General features: G+C 59.9%; 17 protein-coding genes. 10 read left to right on the top strand and 7 right to left on the bottom strand.

Annotated features, from left to right (window positions below; translation table 11 throughout):
• Nucleotides 1-74 precede the first annotated feature (74 nt).
• Genes P0D52_RS01350 through fghA form a run of 3 tightly spaced genes read left to right on the top strand, consistent with a single transcriptional unit; the run spans nt 75 to nt 4,112 of the window.
• Entirely contained in the window at nt 75-2,180 is a 2,106-nt protein-coding gene (locus P0D52_RS01350) for an amidohydrolase family protein (protein ID WP_394693651.1), read from the top strand.
• Between the two features lie 10 nt (nt 2,181-2,190).
• A complete protein-coding gene (locus P0D52_RS01355; RefSeq protein WP_394694810.1) occupies nt 2,191-3,282 on the top strand; it encodes an S-(hydroxymethyl)glutathione dehydrogenase/class III alcohol dehydrogenase in 1,092 nt (363 codons plus the stop codon).
• Nucleotides 3,282-4,112 (top strand): S-formylglutathione hydrolase, encoded by an 831-nt coding sequence (gene fghA / locus P0D52_RS01360; protein WP_394693652.1) that lies wholly within the window; start codon nt 3,282-3,284, stop codon nt 4,110-4,112. Before P0D52_RS01355 ends, fghA begins: the two co-directional genes overlap by 1 nt.
• Here the strand turns inward: fghA and P0D52_RS01365 are convergent.
• Complete coding sequence (locus P0D52_RS01365) at nt 4,109-4,615, bottom strand: hypothetical protein (RefSeq protein WP_394693653.1); 507 nt, start codon at nt 4,613-4,615, stop codon at nt 4,109-4,111. The genes fghA and P0D52_RS01365 overlap by 4 nt on opposite strands.
• Nucleotides 4,616-4,695: 80 nt before the next feature.
• Nucleotides 4,696-5,481: a LytR/AlgR family response regulator transcription factor gene (locus P0D52_RS01370; protein ID WP_394693654.1), complete on the bottom strand. Its 786-nt coding sequence runs from the start codon at nt 5,479-5,481 to the stop codon at nt 4,696-4,698.
• Between the two features lie 258 nt (nt 5,482-5,739).
• On the opposite strand from P0D52_RS01370, the gene P0D52_RS01375 reads away from it, so the two are divergent.
• The gene (locus P0D52_RS01375) at nt 5,740-8,631 is read left to right on the top strand and encodes a TonB-dependent receptor plug domain-containing protein (protein ID WP_394693655.1); all 2,892 of its coding nucleotides are present in this window, start codon (nt 5,740-5,742) and stop codon (nt 8,629-8,631) included.
• 139 nt (nt 8,632-8,770) lie between these two features.
• On the opposite strand, the gene P0D52_RS01380 is transcribed toward P0D52_RS01375, so the two are convergent.
• From P0D52_RS01380 to alr, 5 genes are read right to left on the bottom strand one after another with little or no spacing between them, the layout of a single operon-like run.
• Nucleotides 8,771-9,913: a CaiB/BaiF CoA transferase family protein gene (locus tag P0D52_RS01380; protein WP_394693656.1), complete on the bottom strand. Its 1,143-nt coding sequence runs from the start codon at nt 9,911-9,913 to the stop codon at nt 8,771-8,773.
• A gap of 6 nt (nt 9,914-9,919) precedes the next feature.
• Nucleotides 9,920-10,312, bottom strand: a complete 393-nt coding sequence (locus tag P0D52_RS01385; RefSeq protein WP_394693657.1) for a DUF4345 domain-containing protein — start codon at nt 10,310-10,312, stop codon at nt 9,920-9,922.
• Entirely contained in the window at nt 10,309-11,106 is a 798-nt protein-coding gene (locus P0D52_RS01390) for an enoyl-CoA hydratase-related protein (RefSeq protein WP_394693658.1), read from the bottom strand. The genes P0D52_RS01385 and P0D52_RS01390 overlap by 4 nt, the downstream gene beginning before the upstream one ends.
• A 7-nt stretch (nt 11,107-11,113) precedes the next feature.
• Nucleotides 11,114-13,699 (bottom strand): M14 family zinc carboxypeptidase, encoded by a 2,586-nt coding sequence (locus P0D52_RS01395; protein ID WP_394693659.1) that lies wholly within the window; start codon nt 13,697-13,699, stop codon nt 11,114-11,116.
• A 40-nt stretch (nt 13,700-13,739) separates the two neighbouring features.
• Nucleotides 13,740-14,828 carry an alanine racemase gene (gene alr, locus P0D52_RS01400; protein ID WP_394693660.1) on the bottom strand — a complete coding sequence of 363 codons (1,089 nt, stop codon included), beginning with the start codon at nt 14,826-14,828 and terminating at the stop codon, nt 13,740-13,742.
• 162 nt (nt 14,829-14,990) lie between these two features.
• Between alr and P0D52_RS01405 the strand changes: the two genes are divergently transcribed.
• Genes P0D52_RS01405 through P0D52_RS01430 form a run of 6 tightly spaced genes read left to right on the top strand, consistent with a single transcriptional unit; the run spans nt 14,991 to nt 21,405 of the window.
• Nucleotides 14,991-15,755, top strand: coding sequence for a hypothetical protein (locus tag P0D52_RS01405; protein ID WP_394693661.1), 765 nt, complete (start codon nt 14,991-14,993; stop codon nt 15,753-15,755).
• Nucleotides 15,755-17,224 carry a hypothetical protein gene (locus P0D52_RS01410; RefSeq protein WP_394693662.1) on the top strand — a complete coding sequence of 490 codons (1,470 nt, stop codon included), beginning with the start codon at nt 15,755-15,757 and terminating at the stop codon, nt 17,222-17,224. The genes P0D52_RS01405 and P0D52_RS01410 overlap by 1 nt, the downstream gene beginning before the upstream one ends.
• Entirely contained in the window at nt 17,221-18,186 is a 966-nt protein-coding gene (locus P0D52_RS01415) for an AAA family ATPase (RefSeq protein ID WP_394693663.1), read from the top strand. The genes P0D52_RS01410 and P0D52_RS01415 overlap by 4 nt, the downstream gene beginning before the upstream one ends.
• A complete protein-coding gene (locus tag P0D52_RS01420; protein WP_394693664.1) occupies nt 18,186-19,475 on the top strand; it encodes a DUF58 domain-containing protein in 1,290 nt (429 codons plus the stop codon). The genes P0D52_RS01415 and P0D52_RS01420 overlap by 1 nt, the downstream gene beginning before the upstream one ends.
• Nucleotides 19,472-20,473 (top strand): stage II sporulation protein M, encoded by a 1,002-nt coding sequence (locus tag P0D52_RS01425; protein ID WP_394693665.1) that lies wholly within the window; start codon nt 19,472-19,474, stop codon nt 20,471-20,473. Before P0D52_RS01420 ends, P0D52_RS01425 begins: the two co-directional genes overlap by 4 nt.
• A complete protein-coding gene (locus P0D52_RS01430; RefSeq protein ID WP_394693666.1) occupies nt 20,473-21,405 on the top strand; it encodes an RDD family protein in 933 nt (310 codons plus the stop codon). Before P0D52_RS01425 ends, P0D52_RS01430 begins: the two co-directional genes overlap by 1 nt.
• The last annotated feature ends 37 nt before the right edge of the window (nt 21,406-21,442 follow it).

The following is a 21,442-nucleotide window of genomic DNA, read 5'->3' on the forward strand; positions in this document are numbered from 1 at the left end:
TTTTGCGTCTCCGCGACCGCGACAGCGCCAGATCAGCCTGCTAGTCTCCCGGCAGGATTTCGGGGGAGAATGACATGAATGCGATCAGATTAAGCCTGTTGGCGAGCGCAGGCCTTGTGCTTGCCGCCTGTTCACCAGCGGCAGAAGAAGCAACGGCACCGGCGCCAGCGACCGGCACGCAAACGGCTGAGATAGACTCCGGGACCGCACAAATCGCGGAAGCTGATGTCTTCACCATTATGGTCGGCGGCACGGTGATCGGTGCGCTGGAAATCAGCGAGATCGAGAACGGCTATTCGGTCGAATACGAATTCCGCAATAATGGCCGGGGTCCGACGATCAGCGAGCGCGTGCTGCTGGATGAAAACGGCTTGCCGGTCAGCTGGACGGTTGAGGGCAATACGACGTTCGGCAATGCCGTCAACGAGACCTATGGCTATACCGACAGCCAGGCGAGCTGGACGGATGCGACAGGGTCTGACGAGGCGGTGATGGAGTCGCCAGGCTTCTATGTGCCGCAAGATGGCAGCCCGTACTGGCTGGCGATTGCCGCGCGCGCCCTGATCGCCGACGAGGACGGTGTCTTGCCCGCTATTCCGGGCGGTGAGTTGCGGATGGCACCGATCGAGACGCTGACGCTTTCGAATGGCGAAGAAACCGTCGACGCCATGACTTATGCTATGTCGGGAACCAGTGTGAACCCGACCTATTTCCTGATGTCGGGCGAGGCCTTCATGGGGCTGATAACGCCGCGCTTTTCCATTCTGGCGGAAGGGTTTGAAGGCGAGGATGAGCGCTTGCGCAATCTGTCGGCAGACTATGGCGCGCGGCGGTTTGAAGAAATCCAGTCCCGCGTGGTCCGCGATTATGACGCGCCGGTCCTGATCCGGAATGTCCATATTTTCGATGCCGAGACAGAAACCCGCGGCGAGGCCGCATCGGTTCTGGTCGAGGGCAACCGGATTGCCGCGATCGGGGCAGCTGACATGGCGGCCCCAGCCAATGCGGTCGAGATTGACGGGGCGGGCGGAACATTGCTGCCCGGCTTTTTCGAAATGCACGGCCATATGGGCGAAACCGCCGCTTTCCTGAATATCGCGGCGGGCGTCACCTCCCTGCGCGATATGGGAAATGATAATGAAGTCCTGGGCGCCCTGGTCGATCGGATTGAATCCGGCGAGCTGGCCGGACCGCGCATCCACCGGTCGGGTTTTATCGAGGGGCAGAGTGATTACAGCTCCAACAATGGCATTATCGTTTCCAGTGAAGAAGAAGCTGTTGCGGCGGTCGATTTCTATGCCGATGCCGGCGTCTATCACCAGATCAAGATATATAATTCGATGACGCCGGAATGGGTGCCGGCGATGATTGCACGGGCCCATGAGCGCGGTCTGCGGGTGTCCGGGCACGTACCCGCCTTCACCAATGCGGATGCGATGATTGCGGCGGGTTATGATGAGATGACCCACATCAATCAGGTCATGCTGGGCTGGGTGCTGGAAGAGGGCGAGGACACGCGCCAGCTCTTGCGTTTGACGGCCCTGCGCCGCCTTCCTGCGCTGGATCTCGACAGTGCGCCAGTTCAGGCCACGCTGGATGCGATGGTCGAAAATGGTGTGGCGATTGATCCGACCTTCGCGATTCATGAAGCCCTGCTCCTGTCGCGCAATGGCGAGATTTCGCCGGGGACAGTCGATTATATCGATCATCTGCCGGTCGATGCACAGCGTCAGGCCCGTTCGGCCTGGGCGGCGATCGAGTCCGAAGAGGATGACATCAATTACCGCGGCGCGTTCGAGCAGATCACCGAGACGCTACGGCGGATGCGTGATCGTGGCATCTTCATCGTGCCTGGCACGGATCTGGGGGGCTCCTTTACCTATCATCGCGAGCTGGAGCTTTATCAGCGGATTGGCATGACGCCGCCGGAAATTCTCGCCTGGGCCAGCCATGGCATGGCGGAATATCTGGGTGTCGGGGACGAGGTCGGCCTGATCGAGGAAGGGTATCTGGCAGACTTCCTGCTGGTGCCGGGTGATCCGACACAGGATTTGCGCGAGATCAAGACGATCTCCATGGTGATGGCGGATGGCCGGGTCTATTTCCCGACCGAAATCTATCCCGAATTCGGTATCGTGCCCTTCACCGACACGCCAAATGTGACCGAACCAACCGAGTAAAGAGGCCATGATGAAAACACGCGCTGCTGTCGCCTTCGAAGCGGGCAAACCGCTGGAAATTTGCGAGGTCGATCTGGAAGGCCCAAAAGCCGGAGAGGTGCTGGTCGAGATCAAGGCGACCGGCATCTGCCATACCGACGAGTTCACCCTGTCCGGCGCGGACCCGGAGGGCGCCTTCCCGGCTATTCTCGGCCATGAAGGCGCGGGTGTGGTGCTGGAAGTCGGGCCGGGCGTCACCAGCCTGGAACCCGGCGATCATGTCATTCCGCTCTACACGGCCGAGTGCCGGGAGTGCGAATACTGCCTCAATCCCAAGACCAATCTCTGTCAGAAGGTTCGAGCGACCCAGGGTCAGGGTGTGATGCCGGACGGGACCAGCCGGTTTTCCTACAAGGGCGAGAAGCTGTTGCATTATATGGGCTGTTCGACCTTCTCGAACCACACCGTCCTGCCCGAGGTCTCGCTGGCCAAGGTCCGCAAGGACGCGCCCTTTGACAAGATCTGCTATATCGGCTGCGGCGTGACCACGGGCATTGGCGCGGTGATGTTCACCGCAAAAGTGGAGCCCAATTCCACCGCCGTTGTCTTCGGGCTCGGCGGGATCGGGCTCAATGTCATCCAGGGGCTGAGGCTGATCGGCGCGCGGCAGATCGTCGGTGTCGATCTTAACCCGGCCCGCGAGAGCATGGCGCGCCAGTTCGGCATGACGGATTTCGTCAATCCGAAAGAAATTCCGGGCGGCCATGACGGACTGGTCGGCCATCTCGTCGAGCTGACCGGCGGTGGGGCGGATTATTCCTTTGAATGCATCGGCAATGTCGATGTCATGCGCGCGGCGCTGGAATGTTGTCACAAAGGCTGGGGCGAGAGTGTCATCATCGGCGTCGCTCCGGCGGGTGCGGAGATCTCGACACGGCCCTTCCAATTGGTCACCGGCCGGGTCTGGCGCGGCTCGGCCTTTGGCGGTGCGAGAGGGCGCACGGATGTGCCGAAAATCGTCGACATGTATATGGACGGACGCATCGATATCGACTCGCTGATCAACAAAGGCTTCGACCTAATGCATGCAGGCGAGAGCATCCGCAGCGTGGTGGTTTATTGATGGAGCGCGTCTCCACCTTCCGCACCTTCAACGGCACGCTGTCCGTCCATGATCACGACTCCGCCGTGACCGGCACGGTGATGCGGTTTGCCGTCTATCTGCCGTCGCAGGCAGAAAAAGGCCCGGTGCCGGTGCTTTGGTTTCTGTCCGGCCTCACTTGCAACTGGTCGAATGTGATGGAGAAGGGAAATCTGCAAGCCGCTGCTGCGCGTTATGGTGTGATCGTGGTGGCACCCGATACGAGCCCGCGCGGCGAGGGTGTTCCGGACGATGAGTCTTATGATCTGGGGCAGGGAGCGGGCTTCTACCTGACGGCGACGCAATCGCCCTGGGCCAAGCATTTCGCGATGGACCGCTACATCACTGAAGAACTCTCGGAGATTATCGCCGAGCATTTCCCGGCGGATATGGCCCGGCAGGGCATTTTCGGTCATTCCATGGGCGGACATGGCGCGCTGACCCTGCATCTGAAACACCCGGAGGCTTACCGGACCTGCTCCGCCTTCGCGCCGATCGTGGCTCCAACTCAGGTGCCGTGGGGTGAGAAGGCCTTCTCGACTTATCTGGGCGCGGATCGGTCTGCATGGGCAGAATATGATGCCTGCGAGCTGGTCCGGAAACAGGCGTCAGACGCGCATATCCTGATTGATCAGGGGATGGCGGACAATTTCCTGGAAGAACAGCTGAAGCCGGAATTGTTCGAAGCCGCCTGCTCAGAAGCCGGTCAGAAACTGACCCTGCGCCGGCAGGCTGGTTATGATCATTCCTATTATTTCATCTCGACCTTCATGGATGACCACATCGCGCATCACGCCAGGGCGCTGGGCTAGTCTTCGATCCGCTCGAACCGGTTGTCGTTGAATTGTTGCCAGCCGCTCTCATTGAGGATCCAGTCAGTCACCTGAATCGCACCATCCTCTGTCAGCGTGTAGCGAGAGCGGCCGAGTTGTGCATCGGGTTCTCCCCAATAGACGATGAGTTCGGTCTCTGTCGCTGACCCCCGGAGGCTGTGCATTGCCCCCCAATTGTCGACCCAGTGACCGGTAATCTCGCTACCCTCATGATGGTGTGTGCCCATGCCGTGGAAGGTGTTGGCCTGCTCTGTCCCGGGATTGGTGTCGATGACATATTCCAGGCGCCAGAAGCAGCCATCCATGATCGGCGCCCAGCTCATCCGGCTTTCAGCAGGCTGTCCGAAGGCATTGCCATCCGACTGCCAGTCGCCTTCGAAATCCGCGAGGACACCGGGATCGCGATCTGCGCAAGCCTCCTGTGACAGTGCCGGTGTGCTGCAAAGCCCGATGAGGGCCAATGAAATACAGGCAAGTTTCATAGTCTATCCTCCAGCCGTTTCGTCGATCAACCTACACTTGTGTGACGCCTGACCGGAGAATTATTTTTATACGGTCGCGTCTATCCGTGCTGCAAACGCGATGTAACCTTCCGACTTTGCCCGCGCAGCAGGGCTCTGATGCGCGGCCAATAGGTTCTCCCAACAAGGAAGGACCGCCCATTGCGCAGCGTGACCTCGTGCCGGTTGGGTCCGAGTGTACGGACCTCGCGGATATCGTTCACCGGCACGATGTGCGAGCGGTGAATGCGCAGGAAAGCGTCGCTCTCGAGTTCTGCTTCCAGCGCGGTCATTGTGCTGCGCACCAGTAGCGATGTGTTGTCTGTCTCAATCACGGCATAATCCCTATCGGCTGAGATAGAACGGATTGCGGAGTGCAAGATCTTTCGTTCGGCATGGCCGGTCCGGACCCATATGGCGGGAGGCGCGGACGGCGAATTGTCTTGCGGCTGAGCGCCCGCGCCTGAGGTTTGCCTTTGAAGGCTGTCCAGAAACCGGTCAAGGCAGGCCGCAACATAGCCGTCCGGCATGGTCAGGAGGACATAATCGCGCGCTGACAACTCGAACATGAGGTGCGCCTGGTGGGTGGATTCGACGGCCAGAAGGTAGGGCGTCTCCGTCCGGTCAGCGCTCGCGGCAAACTCCCGGACTTCGCGATCAACCTGATGGGCACCGAGAATGATACCCCCAGCACCGCTATCGTCGACCAGCTTGTCGAACTGGCCATGGGCCCGTTCACGCGTGACGCGCACCAGCTCACAGCGGTCCGCAATATGTGATTGCAGACCGTCGCCGATTTCATCGGGCGCGCACATCAGAATGACGGGCCGGTTTTCCTGCGCGTGCATCAGATTAAAACAATGTCCTCCCAGTGTTGCCAATCGTTGGCACTTCGCCGGGCTAAGGATACTCACGATCAGCTAAACTCCCATCACAGAATCGTGAACTCTAACCGGCATTTAATGTTAAAAATCATAAATATAGCGTCCAGAATATACGCTTCGTCGTGATTAGTTTTCGTTTTATCGCTCCGCCCTTTTGAACACTGTTCCGCTCGTCTAGTGGAACAGGTTCCTGCGTCGTCATGGCGTTCGGAGGGGAAAAATATGGAGACTCAGATGAAAGTGTTTGAACGGCGCTCAGGCGTCTCGTTGAAGACATTGGCCTTGTCGTCCTGTGCGGCGGTCGCAATGGCTTCAACTTTCGGGGGCAGTGTTGCCTTTGCTCAGGATGGTGCAACGGATGACCGCATCATCGTGACCGGCTCACGGATTGGCCGTAGTGAGCTGACGTCCGTCAGCCCGATCACGGTTGTGGGTGCGGATGACCTGAATGTTCAGGCCGTGCGCACGCTGGAAGATTTTGCGGACCAGATCACGTTTGCGCCGGGTGGTGAAACCAATTCGCGCGTGAACAACGGTTCTGGCGGTCAGGCCACGATTTCGCTTCGCGGCCTCGGTCCGAACCGGACCCTGGTTCTGGTCAATGGTCGTCGCGTCACGCCGGCAAACACCGGTGGCACCGCCGACCTTAACTTTATTCCGGTGTCGCTCATTGGCCGTGTTGAGGTTCTGCGCGATGGCGCTTCGACCGTTTATGGTTCGGATGCCATTGCCGGTGTGGTCAACATCATCACGCGTGACGATGTCGAAGGCTTTGAAGCCTTTGCTCAATACGATGTCACGTCTGAAGGCGATGGTCAGATTTATCGTTATGGCGCGACCTTTGGTCGGTCATTTGACGGTGGCCGCTTTACCGCAAATGTTGAATATTTCGACCGTGGCACCATCCTTCAGGGTGATCGTCCGTTCTCCGCCTGTCCTTGGGCAGAGCAGGGTGGTCAGCTGATCTGCGGTGGTTCAGGTACCGCCTACCCGGGTCAGATTTTCGGCAATGGCGCCAATTCGCCCAACTTCACCGCTCAATTCGGTAATGGCGGAGCAGTGCTGGATCCGGCGACGAATACGCTCCGCGCTTTTACACCGGCGGACGGCTTCAATTTTGCCGAACGTTCCTACATGGTCACGCCAATGGAGGTGTGGACCGGCTTCTTCGATGCCGAATATGATGTCATGAATTCTGATCGCTTCGGTCAGGCCACCGCTTTCGGTGAATTCATGTACGCAGCTCGGGCATCCGAGCAGCAATTGGCACCTGTCGGCACCTTCTGGTCGCCACTGGTTCCAGCTTTCCACCCTGGCAATCCGACCGGCGAATCCGTTTTCGTCGCCCGGCGTCTGGCGGAGCTGGATAGCGGTCGCTTCTTCACGCAGGACGCCTCGTCCTGGCGGTCGATTTTCGGCCTTGAAGGCATGCTGCCAGCGGGCATTTTCTGGGATACGTCCCTGTCTTATGGCCGCTATGTTGACGCGCGCGTCATTGACGGTCAGGTGAACCCGGTTCGCGCAGCGCAGGTGCTCTGTAATGACCCGGCCTCTTTGGCTGCCGGTGCTTGTCAGACGCCTGCCAACCTGATCTGGGACCCGTTCCGCCGCGATACGCTGACGGATGCCATTGCCAATTACATGCTGGTCCGGCACTCGCCAGTTGGCCGTACGACTCGCCTGTCTTACCAAGCCAACCTGTCAGGTGATCTCGGTGGTCTTCAGCTGCCAGGTGGTGAAATCGGCTGGGCTGTGGGTTATGAGCGCCGCCGTGATACCGGCGAGTTCATTCCGGATGGTGCGGCGCAGATCGGTCAGATTTACTTCGTGTCCGGGAACGCCACACAGGGCGACATCACGTCTCAGGAATTCTACGGCGAAGTACGCCTGCCAATTCTGTCGGGCGTCGAGTTCGCTGAAATCCTGGCCGTCGAGCTTTCCGCTCGTTCATCCAGCTATGACGTGAATGGCACGAATGTTTCCAACAGCTTCGACTCGAATACCTATTCGATCAAAGCCGAGTGGGCACCGAATGACCAGGTGCGGATCCGTGGCTCTTACTCGACCGGCTTCCGGGCTCCGTCGATTGCTGAGCTCTTTTCGCCTCAGGCACAATCGGCTGTTCAGTACACGGATCCATGCGTGAACTATGGCACGTCGGGCGTTAGTGCGACGACGATTGCCAACTGTCAGGCTGACGGTATCGCCAGCCCGAGCTTCACGTTGACCTCGACACAGGCTTCGGGTGTGACGGGTGGTAACCCGAACCTGACGCCGGAAGAATCGACGGGTTATACCTTCGGTGTGGTCTTCACGCCGTCAGGCACGCCAATCCTCGAGGACTTCACCTTCTCGGCCGACTACTTCTCGTTCGAGATCACGGACGCTATCGGGTCAGCTGACGTCAACACGATTGCGTCGCAGTGCTATGCATCCGCGAACTTCTCGGATCCGCTCTGCGCTCTGATTGCTGGTCCGGGTTTCCAGATTGGTGGCACGCCATTGTCTGCTCCCTTCCCGGGACCGGGTGGTGCGCGGCGCGGCGCAACGGGTGTTCTGGCCGGTGTCTTGATCACCAATGCCAATTTGTCGACCTATGAGACATCGGGTGTTGATATCGGAATCGATTATTCGGGTCCGACCTTCGACATCTTTGAATCGACGGCTCAGTTCGTTGCCGGTCTCGATGTCACCTATCTGGAAAGCTTCGCCTATCAGGTGCTGCCAGGTGGTGCCGTGTCTGAATATGCCGGTGCCTTTGCACAGGATCCGTTCACAACGAACCCTGCGGCTTTCCCTGAAATCACCGCCCTGCTTCGTCTGGGTGTTGTCGGGGATAACTGGCAGTTCAACTATGTCGGCCGGTATCTTGACGAAGTTACGGCATTCAGCCCGAGTGGTGGCTTGTCGGATACCGCTGAGCGCGTGATGTACCACGATGTTCAGGCGGCATATAACTTCGTCGACGCAGGCGTTGGCCTGACCTTCGGTGTGCGTAACCTCGCGAATGAGACGCCGCCTTATGTCACCAACAATGACGATATGAACACACTCAATCAGACCTATGACACGGCTGGCCGTTACTTCTACGGCCGGATCACGATCAGCCGCTAGGCAGGTCAAACGAGGTAATACGCAGCACTTAGAGGCGGGCATCCGGAACTTTGGTGAGTTCTCGGTTCCGGATGTCGGCTTCGCCCTCCGAAAACAGTGTTATGCGTATGCTGGGCGGGCCTTCGGGCCCGCCTTTTTTCTAGGCTTGATACAGCTCTCTCAGAATGTCTGCGCGATGCTCGTCCAGCTTCGGGGACGGCTTTCCAAGCGCCAGTGTGCCGTCAGTAAAAGTAATGGGTGTACGGACACCCGGCACGCCATCGACAAGAATAGCCATTTCCCGCGCAATGGTCTGCGGGTCGCTGAAGACGTCGGCGAGCGTGTTGATCGGCCCGGCCGGTATCGTGTGGTCCTCGCAGGCCAGCAACAACTCATCCCGAGACCAGTTCCGGGTCCGGGCCGAAATCAGGGGCACCAGCTCCTCGCGGTGCTCGACCCGGCCCGAATTGGTGGCATATTTCGCATCTCTGCCTTCGGGAAGGTCCAGCAGTTCGACAAGGCGCCGATACTGCCCGTCATTTCCCACGGCGATGATCAGATAGCCATCTTTCACCGGGAAGGCCTGATAGGGCACGATATTCGGGTGCGCCGGCCCCATGCGATGGGGGCTTTCTTTCGTCACCAGATAATTCAGGGCCTGATTGGCCAGCACGCCGGTCATGCAGTCCATCAATGCCATATCGATATGGCGGCCTTCGCCGGAATTCTGGCGGGCTGAAAGCGCCGCCTGAATCGCAATGACGCCGTACAATCCGGTTAACAGGTCGGCGATGGCAATGCCCACCTTTTGAGGTGGACCGCCGGCATCGCCCGTCAGATCCATCAGGCCGGACATGCCCTGGATGATGAAATCATAGCCGGCAAAGTCGGCATAAGGGCCGGTATGGCCAAAGCCCGTCACAGAACAATAGACGAGCCGGGGATTGATCGATCTGAGCGAGTCGTAGTCCAGCCCGTATTTGGCGAGCCCGCCATGTTTGAAATTCTCGACCAGAACATCCGATTGCGCGGCGAGCCTGCGCACCAGATCCCGGCCTTCTTCGGTCTTGAAGTCGGCAACAATGGAGCGCTTGCCGCGATTGCAGGCATGATAATAGGCCGCCGAGCGTTCACCATCATGATCGACCCAGGGCGGTCCCCACCGCCGTGTGTCATCCCCGCCCGGCGCCTCGACCTTGATGACATCCGCCCCGAGATCGGCCAGCGTTTGTCCAATCCATGGTCCCGCGAGTACACGGGCCAGCTCCAGTACCTTGAGGCCTTTCAGAGGCGCATCCGCCATGGGGAATTATCCGTTGTTCTGCCGTGCTTTTCGCGCGACCGCCGTTTGCCAGATGATGATCAATGGAAGGGCGATCTCGATGGCAATTCCGGCGACCAGTTCCGGTCCCGGCGCGCCGACCGTCAGGTAGGAGTATAGCCGAGACAGGCCTCCAAGAAACACAGCCAGCGTCATGAGACGGAACAGCCAGACATGGCGGTCGACATTGGGAATGAACCACCAGATGAGAGCGGCAAAGCCGATATACAGGCCGGAGAGATAGCGAAACTGGCTGTCGAGGTCGGGCGTTACCGCTTCGGCCGACATATGTCCCGCTGCGCCGAAGAGGACGCCTGTAACACCGAAATAGAGCGGAGCGAGGCTGAAGACGGCGAGGAAAATCTGAAGTCCGCGTTTCATGTCTTGTCCTTGTCTGGGCCGGAAAAATCCGGAGGGCGCTTTTCAAGAAAAGCACGATAGCCTTCGGAAAAATCATCACTGTCAAATGCCTGGCGGAAAAGTGCGCGCGTTTCCGCCGTGTCATTGTGGACCCCGTCGGCAATGAGGTCGAGGATGGATTTGAGTCCGCGCAGACTGTCTCTGGACCGTGACGCAATGAGCCGGGCCATTTCGCGGGTTCGGACTTCGAGATCGGTTGCAGGCAAACAGGCGTTGATCAGTCCTGTAGCTGCCGCCTCGCGGGCATCCAGATGGCGGGCCGAGAACAGAATATCGCGCGCTATCGATTGCCCGACGGCATCCACCAGCCTTCGCGTATCGTTCAGCGGATAGAGCAGGCCGAGCTTTGCGGGCGTGATCCCGAATTTCGCTTCCGCACTGGCATAGCGAATATCGCAAGCGAGCGCGATCCCGCATCCGGCCCCGATACAGGCACCGTCAATCTGCGCCAGCGTCGGGAGCGGGAAGCTGGCGAGCGCATCCAGTGCGGTCGCCACTTCAGCCGAAAACGCATCGGCACTTTCCGGCGTGGCATAGACGTCTTCAAACTCGCCTATATCCGCGCCTGCTGCAAAAGCGCCGCCTTCTCCGCGCACGATCAGCACCCGCAGATCCGGCTCTGCCATGGCCTCGTCAAGGAGGCGCGGGAGTGTCTGCCACATGGCGCGGGTCAACGCATTCCGCTTGTGCGGCCGGTTGAGCACCAATTCCCCGATGGGGCCGTTTCGGACGAAGAAAAGCGGCGCGTCGGGCATAGTCTGATCAGTACTCGCCGCTGGGCGGTGTGATCAGGCGCGAGAAGAAAATGGCATTCATGAACATGCGCTCATTGCCGCGGAAGGTAGCCCTGAAATTGGGATTATCCGCAAACAGAATGACCGCGCCCCGGCCCATGCGTTGGGCAATAACTGCGGGCGTTCCCCCGATTTCTTCCTGCCGCCGCTCGGAGGCATATCCCGACAGAAGCGGTTCATCCGCGTACTGGACTACCACAGCGAAGGGATCCTCTTCCGGCCATTCCAGTGTCTCGACCATATTGCGGTGAAGCGCGATGAATCGATCGGAATATCCAAATCCGATAGGGTGGGTGGGGTCGAGATCGCCTTCGAAAATGGCACCGCCGATAATATGCTCGGCATCGTCGACGGACAGGTCGGCATAATTACGGCGATCCGGTCTGCCATCTTCCTCTTCGCCGTCTTCCTCGCTGTCGTCCTCATCCGGTTCAACGCCAAGGAAGACGTCCTGTGCCATCAACGCCGCCTGCCGGCTGGCGATGATGACTCCGCCGTCTTCACGGACCCATTGCCGGACCCGGTTGGCCGCGCTTTCAGACAGGCGCGTATTCCCGCCGCCGACGATGACGAGATGCGTATAGCGGGACCAGTCGAGGCCGCCGAGCTCGTCCTTGCGGCGCAAGGTCACCGGGATATGCATCCGGTAGTCCAGCTGATGCCAGACCTCGCCGGCATCATAGGAGGCGAGACCATCGTCAAACAGGACCAGAACGCGCGGTTGATCAACCGAGCGAAAGCCGCGGCTGTCACCCAGATCGGGCGTGTTACCGGGTGTGGAACCCGAAACGACTGCATGGGCAGACACGCCATCCTCGCGCGCGGCTTCGGAGACAAGCTCGTAAATCCGGTCATTGGACACATCCTGCCCGACCAGCGGGATGAAGACGCTACCCGGCCCGAACTGGCGCGGTCCGCCGGTCACGGGAATGGTCACGTCTTCGGTCGCGATGCGGACGCGAATATCATTATCGAGCAGACGATAGAGGCTGCGCGGCGCAAAATAATCCGACCAGCGAACCACATAGCCATAGGAAGATCGTTGCGGCGGAGTGGCACCCACGGCGCGCGGCGAAATCTCATCACCCAGAAGGTCGGCCGCAAAGGCACGGCCCAGCGGGGCGTATTCGAGATCGTAAGCCAGAGGCAGCGTCCAACCGGACACATCGTAAAAAATGTTCTCGTCAAACTCGGAGACGCGATCAAACAGGCTGCGGATCATGGTGTATTGCGGTTGATCCAGCCGGACGACCAGGGCTTCTCCGGCCCGAAAGTCCTGGCCGTCAACCCGCACATTCCGCGCCAGGGCATGGACCGTAATGTCATGGCGATCGAGCAGATCGACAAACAGGTTCAGGCGTTCCGGATCTCCATTGGCGGAAAACACAAAAGCGCGATCTGAATCGCGCGCGGCTTGTGCGGCGGCGTCAGCAAAGAATTGCCGTTGATAATCGGCAATGGCATCGCGTTGAGCGAGTGCGCCCTCAACCGTTGTCAGGCTCGTGCGGAAGTGCGTGCGGACATTCTCCCCGTGTCGGACAAGCCCGCGATCGGCCTCGATGAGGCCACCGCGCGCGGCACCGATTTCGAACAATATGCCCAGAGATCCATTGACCTGCGGATAGGTTGAGCCCTTGCCGACATAGAAATTGTCGAAACCCTCGGCCGAAGTGTAGAGGCGCGCTTCGCTATCGAGAAAGCGGACATGGTATTGCGCAATGCCTTCGGTCAGTTCGCGAGCGCGTTCCGGAATCAGCGGATTGCGGCGCAGCGGCTCGCCCGGGTGAAAATAGAAGGTCGCCTCGGTCTGCATTTCGTGGAAATCGGCAGAGACCTGTGGTTTCCAGCGATGCCATTGCTCCAGCCAGGCTTGGGATTCCGGCTGGGTCTGAAGCAGCCACTGACGGTTGAGGTCGAACCAGTAATGGTTGGTCCGGGCCTCGGTCCAGAGATTGTGTTGTTCGTGATCGGGATCGGTCACCGCGATTTCCGCGCCGAAGGCCTCGACATGATTGACGCGCCGGGAATGGCCATCCGGATTGAAAATGGCCGTGATCAGAATGACGCTGTTGGCCAGTGTCTCTTCGATCTCCGCGCCTTGCGCGGCGGCGAAGTGATAAAGCGTGGGAATGGCGGCATCCATGCCCGCGCTTTCCGCGCCGTGAACTCCATAATTGAGCCAGATGATGGCAGGGCCATTTCCGGGTGCGCTGCCGGGCTCTAATTGGGCCAGGTGTTGCTGGCGGATATCGTCAATCTGCCCGTGATTGCCGGGCGAGGTGACGGTGAAGAAAAGAATGGGGCGGTGTTCGTGAGAATAGCCAATCGTCTCGACAGATATCCTGTCGGACAGGTCAGCAAGCTCTGTGAGATAGGCCACCATGGCATCATGCCGGATGGGGCGGTCGCCGACGCCAAAGCCCAGCCGGTCTTCGGGCGCCGGGATGGACTCGTCATAGGTGATGCCGTCAACCTGAAAATATTCTATCGGATCGGCGATGGCGGTCGTCGCGGCACCGATGAAGAGGCTCAAGGCGAGCAAAATGCGTTGCATGATTATCCCCAATTTCATTTCCTGCTGACTTAGCGCGGTGTCAGCGCGATGCCAATTCGTTGATATAATATCGTTCTGTGCGCCCGCCGATTCGGGTGAGTAATTCATAAGCGCTCAATCCCGCAGCCGCCGCCTGCGCGTCAATGGTCAGGTCCGGACCATAAATCTGGGCGCTCGCGTGAAGCTGGCTTTCCGGATCCGGCAGGGCCGAAATGTCCGCGGTAAACGAGTCCATCGAGACGCGCCCGATGATGGGCGCTTTGATACCGCTCAGCCATACATGCCCGCGATTGGACAGGCAGCGGGGAATTCCGTCCGCATAGCCCGCGCCGATGGTCGCGGAAAATCCGTCTGATTCGGCCGTATGCGTGCCGCCATAGCCGAATGTCTCACGCCGGGAAAAACGCCGGACCTGTAGCACGGGCGCTTCGAACCGGTAGGGCAGGCTTAACGGTACAATTCTCCCGGTGAGGGGCTGTGCGCCGTAGAGGGCGAGGCCAGGCCGTGAAAGATCAAACTGAAACGCGCTGCCCAGAAAGCATCCGGCCGAATTTGACAAGGATCTGGGGAGGTCACCGAAAGCCGCCGCGCGCTCACGGAAACGCTCCAGTTGAGCCTGATTTGCCGGATGGTTGGCTTCATCGGCGCAGGCAAGGTGGCTCATGACGTGGATCAGGTTGAGGCCGGCTTCCTGTAATTTGACAACCGCCGCGTCATCTCGTGGCGGCAGGCCCAGACGATTCATGCCGGTGTCCAGATGAAGGGCGGCCGGCGCGTTGCCGGCTTCTTCTGACCATTGGCGTGCTTCTTCAAGCGTATTCAGGACCGGAATGGTATGGGCGTTCAGGAAGTCAGCGACCGGATAGAGGCCCAACCCGTTCAGGATAAACGCCTTGCCGCCTGCGGATTGAACGGCTGGACCGATATCATTCGCTTCCGGCAAGTGGGCGAAAAAGAAGGTGCGGCAATCCTCTGCCAGCAGGCGGCGGCCGATGGCGCCGGCACCCAGACCGTAGGCATCGGCCTTGATAACAGCCGCACACTCCGCCGGCGCAACGGTCTCTTGCAACAAGCGATAATTGGCCGAAATGGCGTCGAGGTCGACGGTGAGGCGGGGGCGCGCGGACATGGCACAAGTGTTTCAGGCAGCGCCGCGTCTAGCAATTGGGAAATCCACATTGGCCGCGATTTTCGCGAAGAATCATACACCGGACTTGCCCTCGCTATTACCGCTATCTACGGTCGTTCCCCAGGGGGTGGCGTTGGTGATGAGGGGTGTTCAACTGTGAGTGTGAGTTCGGCCCGAACCGGATTGTCACGACCCGTTTTGCTGGTCTGTCTCGCGGTAATTGCGGGCCTTCTTCTGGTCGGCAGCTTCAGCCTTTTTGCGCGCCAGACTGACGAAGTAGCTATCGCTGGCGCTGCGCCGGATTTTTCCGAGATTTCGGACCGGCTGGATTTGCAGCCTGAACCCGAGATCTACCCGGCAGAGGATGACTGGCGGGACCGCGCGGGCGTGCAAGAGTCTGACCGCGATGGCTCAAACTGGTTCACTAACTTTTTGAGAAACCTCAACCCAATCAGCGTGATCCAGATCCTTTTGTGGACGATTGGCGCGGCCATCCTTGGCGTGATCATCTATCTGATCTGGCGGTACGGATCGGTCATCCAGGTCGGGACAAGGGGTGAGGCCGACGCCGGTGTAACGGGTGCCGGGACTGTTGAGGCGGGGCCGGCACTGGCAAATGAAGAAAAGACAACGACGCTTGAAGCAGTGCTTGCCATCGAAGACGAAAGTGTTGCGATCGGTGCCTTGCAAAGGCTGGTGCTCGAGACGGCTTTGGCGTCCATTAACGCAACACTTCGAAAGAGCGAGACGGCGCGAGCTGTGCTGTTCCGGCTGCCGCGGGACTGGCGGCACTATGCGCCCGTCGCGGCGCTTGTGCGTTTGGCCGAGCGCGTGCGTTTTGCGGGCGAAACGCTGGACCGGGCCGGACTGGTCGCCGCAGTCGAGGACGCGCGCCCGATTTTACATGACGTGAGAGGTCGAGCGTAGTGGCGGGCCGTACCAAACCCGGTTTCCCCTTTATCACCGGGGGCATTCTATTTCTGCTGGTCGCGGCCTGCATCGCCTGGTTACTCACGCTTGAGCGCGCGCCGCGCATTTCGCGCAGTGTGATCGGTCTGGACGGGCTGGTGGCTCTTTTGGATGCACATGGCCTCGAAACCCGCGCCTTTCATGGCGGCGATGCGCTGGATCCCGAGGGCATTGGCCTTCGGATATTGCCACTCTACGACAATAACACGGCGGGCATCGATTCAACGAGTCCGGGCGGGGAGGGGCGATATCTCCGGCCGGAAATACAGCGCATTTTCAATGGTGTGATTTCGACCAAGATCGAGACGCTTCCCACGCTCGTCGTGATGTCCAAATGGCGCGACGGCATCCGGCAAGCTGGCTTCATTCATCCGGACTTTCTGCTTTCGAGCGACATTCCGGCGTCTGCGGAGCCGGCTGATGTTGTTGAGGATGACGGCAATGCCGACATCGCGCCCGAAGATTCCACAACGGACGACGATTGGGACGTCGAGGGCTTTGCCGGTGATGGAGATGTCGTGGAACTCCAGCCGGAGAATGAATACCTGCCGCCGAAAACGCCGGGCGAGATCGTCGTGGACGAGCCGGCTGACGATTATCAGCAGGCCGATTTCGGCACTTTCTACAGACTGGCCACCGAACAACCGGAACAGGTCGAGCCAGTGTCACTCTCACCACGTCTGGCGGGAAGCGCGTCAGTCTATGCGCCGCAATATGCGGTTGCTCCGCTTGGCTGTGAGGCTCTGATCGGCGAGGGTGAGCGCGGTCTCCTGTTCGAGTGTGTCACCAATGACGTAACCTACTGGCTGCTGAGTGATCCCGATCTCCTGAACAATCATGGTCTGGCGCGCGGCGAGAATGCGCGTCTGGCGGTCGAGTTGATCCGCGGCCTCGCGGGTGAAGGGGTGGTAATCGTCGATTATACTGCGGTGCCCTGGCTTCTGCGCGATGTCTCGGAGCATGCGCGATCCCTGTCGGATTTGCTGCGCTATTTCGAGCCGCCTTTCCGCTGGCTCTGGCTGGCCGGGCTCGGCTTCCTGATCATTCTGTTATGGCGAGGGGGCGTTCGCGGGGTTCCGCTGGTGCGGCGCTTTACCGAAGGACATGGTGCGGCGCGGCGCACGTCCCTGATCGCGCAGGCCCGGTTGATGCGCCGTGCGCGCGCCGATGGCGCGCTCCTCAAAACCTTGTTGTCGACGCATATCACAACACTGGCAGAACGCATTCTCGGCCGCGATGCCCGCATTGCAGATCGCGAAGCGCGTGTTCTCCGGCGGCTGGATCACGCTGATGCAGAGGTCGGAAAATCCTTCCGCGATGTTATCGCCGAAATTCGCAATCTGCCCGATACCGCTGGTCTGGATCAGACCGTTCCCGCACTTTCCCGGTTGGAAACCGCTTACAAAAAGGCGCTGAAGCTGACATGACGGATTTTACGCTCGAAGATTTCGCCACACGCGCCGAGGCGCTGCGACAGGAAATCCGCAAGACCGTTCACGGTCAGGACGCGGTGATCAACCAGCTGCTGGTTTCGGTTTTTTCACGCGGGCATTGCCTGCTGGAGGGGCCGCCCGGAACCGCAAAGACGCTACTGGCGCGCAGCTTTGCAGCCGCCATGGCGCTTGATTTCGGACGTATCCAGTTCACGCCGGATCTGATGCCGGGCGATGTGCTTGGCGCCAACCTCTTTGATTTTGGTGCGAACGCCTTTCGCCTGGTGAAAGGGCCGGTGTTCACTGACATCCTGCTGGCTGACGAGATCAACCGTGCACCGCCCAAGACCCAGGCGGCGCTCCTGCAGGCCATGCAGGAAGGCATTGTAACCATTGATGGACAGGACTTGTCGCTGGGCCAGCATTTCCATGTGATCGCGACCCAGAACCCCATTGAACAGCAGGGCACCTATCCGCTGCCGGAGGCCCAGAATGATCGCTTCCTGTTCAAAATTGTCCTGAACTTTCCTGACCGGGATGCGGAGCTGGAAATCCTGCGCCGTCACGCCGCTCAATCGCTGAACAAATCCGGCCAGACCGACCGTATCGAACCGGTCATGTCGGGCGAGCAGCTGACGGCGGCGCAAGGGCTGATCGACAGCATCCGGCTCGATGAGAAAATCCTGACCTATATCGTCGATCTGGTTCGCGAGACTCGCTCCGACCCGGATATCCGCGAAGGCGCATCCACGCGGGCGGCTGATGCGATCGCAGGGGCGGTGCGCGTGACGGCCGCACTGGATGGCCGCGACTATGCCATTCCGGACGATGTCCGGGATCTTTTCCTGCCGTCCTTGCGTCACCGAATCGTGCTCGGGCCGTCGGCTGAAATCGAGGGCCGCACGGCCGATGATGTTCTAACGTCTGTGCTGGGGCGGATCGAGGTGCCGCGCTAGTGCGTCCAACAACTCGCCTTCTGTGGCTGTCTCTGGGCGCTTTGCTGGTGACCGGGTTGATGCTGCCGGTTTCGACCGGCAATGGCACATTTCTGGCCTTGCCCTGGGCCGTCCTCGGGCTTGTGATCCTGTTTGATCTGCTTTCCAGTTTCCGGCTCCGCCCGCAATTCGAGATATCCGGCCCGCTGCAGCTCTTCTGCAATGAGACCGGCCGGTATGAGTTGGCCTTCCGGCGTTCCTTGCCGACTGATTTCCGTCTCCGGTTTGACTGGCCGGAGGGGCTCACGGGGCCGCGCGAGCATCAGGATCCTGATGCCGAGCGGGTTCTGTCTTTCGAGGTGCGCGCCACGAGCCGTGGCAGCTGGACGTTCAGCGATATCTGGATGTGCTGGCCCAGCCGACTGGGTCTGTTTGAATTTGTCCCGAAGGCCCGGATGCCGCAGCCAATTGCGGTCATGCCGGACATCCGTCCCGTGCTGAATGGTGAAATCGATCTGCAGGTCCGCACCAGCCTGATGGGGCAGAAGAACACATTCAATGAAGGCGAAGGGTCCGAATTCCACCAATTGCGCGATTATGTGCCCGGCGAGAGCCTGCGCCGGATTGACTGGAAACGCTCGGCGCGGCAACGGCGCATGCTTTCCAAGGAAACACGGGCGGAACGCAATCACTCGGTCATTATCGCGCTGGATAACGGATATCTGATGCGCGAGGAAATCCTTGGCCTGCCGAAGATCGACCACGCGATCAATGCGGCACTGGCCACGGCCTGGGCTGCGGCAGCAGGCGGGGATCAGGTCGGGCTCTATACCTATGATTCCCGGCCGCGCGTCTGGCTGCCGCCATCGCCCGGGCGTCAGGCCTTTCCGAAAATGCGCCGAACCCTTGCGGACCTGGCCTATGAAAGCCGCGAGAGCAATCACACGCTCGCGCTGGCGACGTTGAAAGGTCAGTTGAAGCGCCGCAGCCTGGTGATCGTCTTCTCCGATTTTGTGGATACGACGACAGCGGAGTTGATGGTCGAACAGGTCGGCCATCTGGCGCGTGAACATCTGGTGATTTTCATCGCTTTGCGGGATCCCGAAACGGAAGCGCTGGTCAGTAATCCGGTGATTTCAATCGAAGAGGCGGCCGCCAGTGTCGCCGCCGCAGATTTTGTGCGCGAGCGCCGGATCGTGTTTGAACGCCTGAACCGCCTGGGCGTGATGTGTCTCGACGTCGAGCCCGACAAGCTGACGCCGCGTCTGGTGTCGACCTATCTCGACCTGAAAGCGCGGGAGGTCGCATGACCGATATTGCCCGTATCCGCTCCACCCGTTTCCGCGAACAGCGCGAAGCCGACTGGCGGGCGCTGGAGGAACTGGTCAGGAAGGCTGAACGCGGCGCTGCGGCGAAGCTCACCTTTCAGGAGGCGCAGGATCTCGCGCGGCTTTATCGCTCCACGGCGACGAGCCTGTCAGTGGCTCGCGACATCTCTCTGGACAAGGCACTTCTGGCTTATCTCGAAGCGCTGGTCGCACGGGCCTATATTGCGGTCTATGCGCCGCAGGAAAGTCTCTCCGGCGTGGTCACGCGCTTCTTTGCCTCATCCGCTCCTCAGGCCATGCGGCGCAGCTGGATCGGCCTGGTCCTCGGCTTTCTGGCCATGGCGCTGGGGGCGGTCATTGCCTATGCGCTCTTCATGCAGGACACGGCCTGGTTCTACACATTTGTGCCAGCCGGACTGGCTGGCGACCGCGGCCCGGGCGCCAGTACCGAATCGCTTCGTGCGGCGCTGTTTGATGATGGTGGCGGGTATCTGGCCGGTCTCGGCGCTTTCGCGGCCTATCTGTTTTCCAACAATACTCGGGTGGCCTTCTTTGCTTTTGCGCTCGGCATTTTTGCCTGCGTGCCCAGCTTCCTGCTGACGCTCTATAACGGGCTGATGCTGGGGGCGTTCTATGCCCTCTATGACAGCCGCGATCTCGGCTATGAACTGTTTGGCTGGCTCAGCATTCACGGCGTGACCGAGCTGGCGGCGATCATGATTGCGGCCGGTGGCGGGTTCATGCTGGGGCTGGCCTTCCTCTTTCCCGGCGACATGCCCCGAAAGGATGCGCTGCGGGCGGCCTCGAAGGATGCTGTGAAGCTGGCCCTGATCTCTGCGCTGATGCTGTTTGTGGCGGGGCTTCTGGAAGGCTTCGGACGCCAGTTGATACAGGATACCGAAGTGCGCATCGTCATTGGCTGGGGAATAGGCGCGCTCTGGGCGGCCTGGTTCCTGCTGGCCGGGTGGAGGCGCAATTAATGGCCCGCGCAAAGACACCTGCCGAAGCGGCGCGCCAGTATGAGAAGGCGCAGCGGTTTTCCATTCTGACACCGCCGGAAGGGGTCCCGATCCATTTCGAGGTCGCCAGCCTGATGGCGCGGATGGGGGCCCAGATTGCCGATATCCTGATTACCGCGTTCGGCGCACTGGCGCTGACGCTGGTGATCGCCCTCCTGCCGTTCAATCTGGGCGGCAGTGCTGCAGGTATTTTGTTTGCCCTGCTCACACTTTTTATTCGCGCGCCCTATTACATCATGGCCGAGTTGTTCTGGAATGGTCAGACGCTGGGAAAGCGCCTGACCGGGCTGCGGGTCCTGTCTGCGGACGGGCGCGGCCTGACCACTCATGGCGTTGTGGCACGCAATATCATGAAGGAAGTCGAGGTCTTTATTCCAGGGACGATGGTGCTGGCCGCCAGTCAGATGGGGCTTTTCTGGAATATTGTGCTGCTGGCCTGGATCGCGATCCTGCTGATCGTGCCGCTCACCAATAAACGGCGTCAGCGACTCGGGGACATTCTCGCCAACACCTATGTCGCGCGTCAGCCCAAGACCTTGTTGATGCCGGACCTTTCCAGCGCCGGGCCGGATGAGGAATTTGTCTTTTCAGCGTCTCACCTTGAACATTATGGCCGGTTCGAATTGCAGACGCTGGAAACATTGTTGCGTGCCAATCCTCTCGACAAGCCGGTGAAGGCCGACATGCGCAAGACACTGGTCGAAGTGGCGGCGCAGATTCGCAAGAAAATCGGCTTTGACGAGCCCGTGCCGGATGAGCGCGTGCTGGCCTTTCTGCACGCCTTCTATACCGCTCAACGCGCCTATCTGGAGCAGAGGCAGCTCTTCGGCGATGTGCGGGATGACAAGCATCACCGGGATGAAAGCGGGCAGAAAACGAAAAATAATCATTGATTGTGCCGGCGCGCCCGGCAGACTGAAGAATCTGATT

The sequence above is a fragment of the Hyphobacterium sp. genome (assembly GCF_043584775.1).
Lineage (GTDB): Bacteria > Pseudomonadota > Alphaproteobacteria > Caulobacterales > Maricaulaceae > Hyphobacterium.